Here is a 5405-nt window from a genome sequence, read left to right on the forward strand (position 1 = left end):
ATAATGAAACTATAATCCGGAAATGAAACAAGAACATGAACGTAATGATATCAATAAGTTAGTGTCCACTAATGGAACAAGAACGACAGTCAGAAAACAACGAGAAATCGATCTCAAAGCCGCCAAATGGGCCTTCGGTCAGCGAGAACAACGAGAGAGATCATCCCAGCAGCGAGGCTTTGAGCCTTCCTTCCTTTGTGGCTGGTTCAGGCACGCTCGATCGGCTGGTGGATACCGCGCGCGACTATGCGCGCGCCGCGGCCTCGGACAATACGCTGAAGGCCTATGCGAAAGACTGGGCGCATTTCGCGCGCTGGTGCCGGATGAAGGGCGCGGAGACTCTGCCCCCGTCGCCCGAAATGATCGGGCTCTACCTTGCGGACCTGGCGTCCGGAGCGGGCCCCTCCCCTGCCCTATCGGTCAGCACCATCGACCGCCGCCTGTCGGGCCTTGCCTGGAACTATGCGCAGCGCGGCTTTGCCCTCGATCGCAAGAACCGCCATATCGCCACCGTGCTGGCCGGGATCAAACGCAAACACGCCCGTCCGCCGGTGCAAAAGGAAGCGATCCTGGCCGATGACATCCTTGCGATGGTGGCCACCCTGCCTTTTGACCTGCGCGGCCTCAGGGATCGCGCGATCCTGCTGCTGGGCTACGCCGGCGGCCTTCGTCGCTCGGAAATCGTCAGCCTCGATGTCCACAAGGACGACACGCCGGACTCGGGCGGCTGGGTTGAAGTGTTCGACAAGGGCACCCTGCTCACCCTCAATGCCAAGACCGGCTGGCGCGAGGTCGAGATCGGCCGCGGCTCCAAGGATCAGACCTGCCCTGTCCATGCGCTCGAACAATGGCTGCACTTCGCCAAGATCGACTTTGGCCCAATCTTTGTCGGCACCTCGCGGGACGGCAAGAAGGCGCTGGAGACACGCCTCAACGACAAACACGTCGCGCGCCTGATCAAGCGCACCGTGCTCGACGCCGGCATCCGGTCGGACCTGCCTGAGAAAGACCGCCTGGCGCTGTTCTCCGGCCATTCGTTGCGCGCCGGTCTCGCCAGCTCCGCCGAAGTCGACGAGCGCTACGTCCAGAAACACCTCGGCCACGCTTCCGCCGAGATGACCCGCCGCTATCAGCGCCGCCGGGACCGGTTCCGGGTGAACCTGACCAAAGCCGCCGGTCTCTGAGCCCCTGCCCTATCACGCCGCCTGCCCACTGAGCCTACCATAGAAGCTGCGCTCGAGATGCAGCTCCCCTGCCCCGGCCTTCTCGACCATGCCCCGCAGATAGCCGCCCGGCGAGGCAACCTCGCCCGCACTGTGCTTCTCGAAGACGAGGGCAAACGCGGCCGTGGCCACCTGGGTGCCCATTCGGTCCTGCGCCACGTTCCAGGCATGCTCAGAGATCCCGATCATCGGCCTGAGTTGACCGGCAACCCGGTGCAGATCGCCCCAATCTTTCAGGAATCCACCCAAATTCCGCGCCCAGGATGCGAATTCCGGACAGGCCTGCATGATTGTCGGCAGATCGAGCGCTGTCCGCTTCTTGCGTACCTCGGCAACCCAGTCTTCCAGCTCCCTATCAACCCGCTCTTCGGGTTGGGCATTAGGCACCACACCCGCCGCTTCCTCTTTTTCAGAGGAATTACTAGTTACAGGATTAAGTTGGTTTGTAATTAGTATATGAGGTTCAGAAATGACCTCCCTGGGGTTCATTTCTTGAGTCTTCTTCGTGACTTGGGCGTGTTTATCATCGGTGTTTTCCACAGGTTTTGTCGCAACAGTCGCCTTAAGATAAGCCGCCTCGACCCGTTCTTGGAGTTCCTTGAACCATGCCAATAGCCGCTCCAACTGCTCTGAAGCTTCATGACGGCGCGGAAGTCGTTCCAGAAGCTCCTCAAAAAGCCCCGTGAATTGCCTCCAGGGCCCACGCAGAGCGCTGCTGAGAGCTGCCTCGATCCGGGCTCGGATCATCCGGCGCGCCACAGTGATCTGGCGCTTCAGGCGTAGGCAGAGCTCGCGTTCAGCCTGCAACTCAGCATGAAGCTCCTCGAACTCCTCGACACGGGCTGAGAGCGGCGACAGATCGAAGCCATAGGCCTCGACGATGCGGCCATCGACGTCTCTGCGGCCCCACCGCTTGCCATTGGGGCTATCCTGGAAGGAGATCACGCCGATCTCAGCAAGGCGCCGCGCGTGGCGCTTGAGGGCAGACAGCGAAAAACCCGTTTGCTCCATCAGATAGGCGTTCGACGCCCAGACGATCGGACGCTGCCCCTCCTCCCAGTCCTGGGCCTGGGTAAAGGCCCCGAGCGTGTCGAGGAGCAACATGTCTCCGGCCTTCAAGCCGATATGTGCCCCCACGCGCTTAAGTGCCACGAATGCCCGTGTTTTGGGTACTGCTACCCGTTCACCGGCTTGGGCAAGTTGCTCAGCAACCCCAAGACCCGGTGTCGGCTTGCGCCAACCTGTATGTTTCATGCCTGTATCTCACCTCCGTTTATGTGGAGGCAAAAGAAAGCCGTTCGCTCAGGAGCGTTCGTCGTTGACAGTGAATCCTGCGAGACTTATCTTGAAGGTGACCAAACCATTAAGATCAGCTCTCAGGCCACACCGCTTGGGGGCTTTTCTTTTGCCTTTATTTCGATTGTCGTTCCTTTTTGCTCCTTGCCTCGTCGTTCTGGAGGATATGTCGCTGACATTGTCGTCAGTCGGTTTCCTTCCCCGAACCTTCGGCGCTCAAGTAGTCGGCGACTAAATCTCCGAGCTTCTCGAGACGCTCTTGGTCTATCGGCACACCTGCAACCTTGATGGATAGGTTTCCATCGACTGAAGTCGCCGAAAGATTTCGGTTGCCCACCTTGCGTTTGACCGTGAGCTTTCTGGGCTTTGCCTTCGGTTTGAGCTTGGGTTTGTTCACCCTCTCCAAGCTCGCTAAGGCTCCCTGCAAATCACGAAAGCTCATGTCGTAGACATTCTTGAACGCGTTCAAGATCTGATCCTGCGCAGCGAAAACAGACCTCGCTCGTGAGACTAGGCTCTCATGCACGCCAATTTTCTTTGCGAAGGCCACAGCTGTCAGCTTGTCTGCCCCAGAAGCCAACGTTTCATACATTTCACCAATCGAAACCAAACGCTCAAATGGGCTAAGATTCTCGCGCTCCTCATTCTCGCGGAACCGCAGAAACAACATCTCAAACTTGCTGTTCTCGGCGTTTCGCGCTTCCGGCGAAGCGAGGATTGCACGAAGAGGTAAACCCAACTCCGACGCGGCCGCCAGTCGGCGGCGTCCTGTAAGCATGACAAATGGAACACCAGTGACGTTCGACGGCTCCAACGGATCCGGCTCCCAATCCGGATCCTCGGGCCACACCAGAATGGGTGTGTCCTGCCCGTTCGAGGCAATGCTGTTTACCAGAGACCTGAATGCTTCCTGGGACATCCAGTCTTGACGGCGGTCTGTCCCCATCGGATCTGATATCTGGTCTGGCGACAGGCTTATTTCGTGGCGGCCGTTTAAGATATCCGAACAAAGCTCAGCTCTGCTTCGCTCCACAGCGGCTTGCGATTGCGCAAGCGCCCCTGATTTCCAAGCACTGCCGGCCCCCTTGAAAGGAGTAGAAACAGCGTCGCCCGTTTCTGCCCGGCCTTCGGGACCGGGCGTGCGCTCCTTGGATGTGTCGGGACTAGTAGCCTTGCTGACCAGCGACCTTGGAATACTGCGTTTCATGCTTCACCCTCGCCGTCATCTTCATAGAACTCGTCCATCCATGTATTGGCATAACCGCGTTCGAAGCCCGGCCAGAGTCGCGATACTATGGCGTCGTTAACCGCATCGGCATTCGTGATGAACCGGTTGATCCCCTTGCGTTTTCCCGGCGTGTCCGGCTCATATTCGTATACGGATTGATAGACGTCCGACGCATTCGAGATTGCGTCGGAACGCAGATAAAACACCGGCAGAATTTCCGTGGGGCAGTGTTCCAGCAGGTTTCCGATGTGGTTTAGATCCTGCGCATTGGATCGTTGGACGATCGTCGGCAACAGCATGTTGGCACCAGTTCCTATTTCGATCCGTTCATGGGCCAGAATATGCTGAAGCATCCCCAGCAGGCCGGTCACAAAGGTCGACAGCGTTGCGATGTCAAACCCCTTCATGGTTTGCGGGATGACCAGCGAAGTCGACGCAATCACGTTATTCAGCTGGAAAAGTGTCAACGCAGGCTGATAGTCGATGATGATGACATCGAGGGTCTCGGTCAGCGCAGCGTTCAGTCGCTGCTGATCGACCTTGCCCTCGACTACCAATTCGTTGGGCAGCGTTTTTGGCGGGTGGCCCGCTTTCCAGCGATCAAGGGCATCGCGCAGGTAGCGATAGAAGCTCTTTCCGGCGGGGGCCTCTCGCACAAGGCGCGCAATCTGGATCTCTCCCTCAGACGTTTCGCCATGTGCCGGCAGCAGACGCAGCCCCGGCCAGGAGGTCTTTAGAAAGAAGCTGTCGAGCGTCTGCGCATCGTGATCAGTGTATGGCGCATCTTCCGACTGGAAGAGGCCGGCAAAGTCCACCATGGAGGCGGTGTTTTCGTCGGGCATCTGGGGAAGACCTTCACCCCCGACAAAGTAGAGCGTTATCGTGCTTTGCGGGTCTGCATCCATGACACCAACGCGCATGCCGTAATGCAAGCTGAGATACTGCGCAAAATGCGCGGCGCTCAGGCTCTTAGCCGTGCCCCCTTTCTGGCTGGCAAACGAGATGACGGGTAAGGGGGCGTCGGGTTTGCGCCAGGCTAGGTAGTCGTAGGGCCGCTTTGCCGAGGCCGCCAGAAGGGCCCGCATGTGCATCAATTCGGAAAGCGTGAAAACACGCTCTCTTCCAACATATTCGCCCGCGGGAAAGTCGTCGCTCGAATTGGCGAACTTGGTTAGATACTGAATACTGACGTTCATAAACCTTGCGCACTGGCGCATTGACCACGTGCGCTTGATGCGCTGACGCAAGGTGAGTTCCTTGTTCACTGCCACCATCGTGCGCTCAAGCCCACGTGACAGGTCCGTCAAAAACTGTTCTAGACTACCGCTCATTCCTAAGCCCTGACTTCGGTTGGGTCCGAGTTCGACTCGATTCTGCTTCTATGGTAGCACGGTTTTGGAGGAAAAATAAAGATACCACGCGCCTATGAGTTTCAGGCGCTTATTTAGAAGCTCCACCACCCCTAAAACTCCAATCTTGAACGCGTTCAAGATTGGAGTCTTGATGGGCCGGTCGGTGGAGAACCGACCGGCCTTAGCCGTCACGCGGCGTCTTTGGGACCCCAGGGGATGACGGCCTGCAGGGACAGATCGTCCTGGTTCGCGGCCTTGCCGAGGTTGGCGTTGAAGCCGTGGTCGCGGATGGTCAGCGTGTAGTAG

General features: G+C 58.1%; 4 protein-coding genes. 1 reads left to right on the forward strand and 3 read right to left on the reverse strand.

The window, feature by feature from the left end:
• Positions 1–71 precede the first annotated feature (71 nt).
• Positions 72–1184: a tyrosine-type recombinase/integrase gene (locus MHM88_RS23015; RefSeq protein ID WP_239369305.1), complete on the forward strand. Its 1113-nt coding sequence runs from the start codon at positions 72–74 to the stop codon at positions 1182–1184.
• Positions 1185–1196: 12 nt separating this feature from the next.
• On the opposite strand, the gene repC is transcribed toward MHM88_RS23015, so the two are convergent.
• From repC to MHM88_RS23030, 3 genes are all read right to left on the reverse strand, one after another.
• Complete coding sequence (gene repC, locus MHM88_RS23020; protein ID WP_081940158.1) at positions 1197–2477, reverse strand: plasmid replication protein RepC; 1281 nt, start codon at positions 2475–2477, stop codon at positions 1197–1199.
• A 226-nt stretch (positions 2478–2703) separates the two neighbouring features.
• Positions 2704–3726, reverse strand: a complete 1023-nt coding sequence (locus tag MHM88_RS23025; RefSeq protein ID WP_037207731.1) for a ParB N-terminal domain-containing protein — start codon at positions 3724–3726, stop codon at positions 2704–2706.
• Positions 3723–5078 (reverse strand): ParA family protein, encoded by a 1356-nt coding sequence (locus MHM88_RS23030; protein ID WP_009804235.1) that lies wholly within the window; start codon positions 5076–5078, stop codon positions 3723–3725. The genes MHM88_RS23025 and MHM88_RS23030 overlap by 4 nt, the downstream gene beginning before the upstream one ends.
• Positions 5079–5405 lie beyond the last annotated feature (327 nt).

It is taken from the genome of Epibacterium sp. MM17-32, from assembly GCF_022348205.1.
Lineage (GTDB): Bacteria > Pseudomonadota > Alphaproteobacteria > Rhodobacterales > Rhodobacteraceae > Epibacterium.

Excerpts from the sequence above, each read along its gene's own strand:
- repC (WP_081940158.1), bottom strand. The coding sequence starts at position 2,477 with ATGAAACATACAGGTTGGCGCAAGCCGACACCGGGTCTTGGGGTTGCT.
- MHM88_RS23025 (WP_037207731.1), bottom strand. The coding sequence starts at position 3,726 with ATGAAACGCAGTATTCCAAGGTCGCTGGTCAGCAAGGCTACTAGTCCC.
- MHM88_RS23030 (WP_009804235.1), bottom strand. The coding sequence starts at position 5,078 with ATGAGCGGTAGTCTAGAACAGTTTTTGACGGACCTGTCACGTGGGCTT.
- MHM88_RS23015 (WP_239369305.1), top strand. The coding sequence starts at position 72 with ATGGAACAAGAACGACAGTCAGAAAACAACGAGAAATCGATCTCAAAG.